This window comes from Galactobacter valiniphilus (assembly GCF_003575975.1).
In the GTDB taxonomy this organism is placed as follows: Bacteria; Actinomycetota; Actinomycetes; order Actinomycetales; family Micrococcaceae; genus Galactobacter; species Galactobacter valiniphilus.
Genome location: NZ_QQXK01000090.1, coordinates 1 through 426, shown reverse-complemented (window position 1 = coordinate 426; position 426 = coordinate 1). Strand labels below are relative to the sequence as shown.

The window sequence follows — 426 nt, the reverse complement described above, 5'->3', positions numbered from 1 at the left end:
GAGGTGTTCGTCGCGTGGCAGTGCGCCCAGCAACTGCGTTCCGCCTACCACCAGAAGGACCTCGCCGAGGGGCGGCGAATCGCCGAGAAGGTCGTCGACACATTCCACACCTGCCCGATCCCCGAGATCGCCCGCCTTGGCCGCACCCTCCGCCGCTGGCGGGCTGCGTTCCTGGCCTACTTCACGACCGGACGATCATCGAACGGCGGAACTGAGGCCGTGAACGGGATCATCGAGCTTCACCGCCGCCTCGCCCGCGGCTTCCGCAACCAGCACAACTACCGGCTCCGCATGCTCCTCGCCGCCGGCGGACTCACCCCATGACCCCCCACCGAATGTCCGAAGAGCCCCGATAGCGTCCACGCGCAGTTCGACCGACTCCTGGACTACGTCGACGACAAGCTCCCGGACGCGCACGACCACCTC

Annotated in this window: 1 protein-coding gene; it reads left to right on the top strand. The window is 67.8% G+C overall.

What is annotated here, in order from left to right; genetic code table 11:
* The coding region (locus tag DWB68_RS15865; protein ID WP_147391677.1) for a transposase at positions 1–324 on the top strand (324 nt) is incomplete at its 5' end.
* Between the last annotated feature and the right edge of the window lie 102 nt (positions 325–426).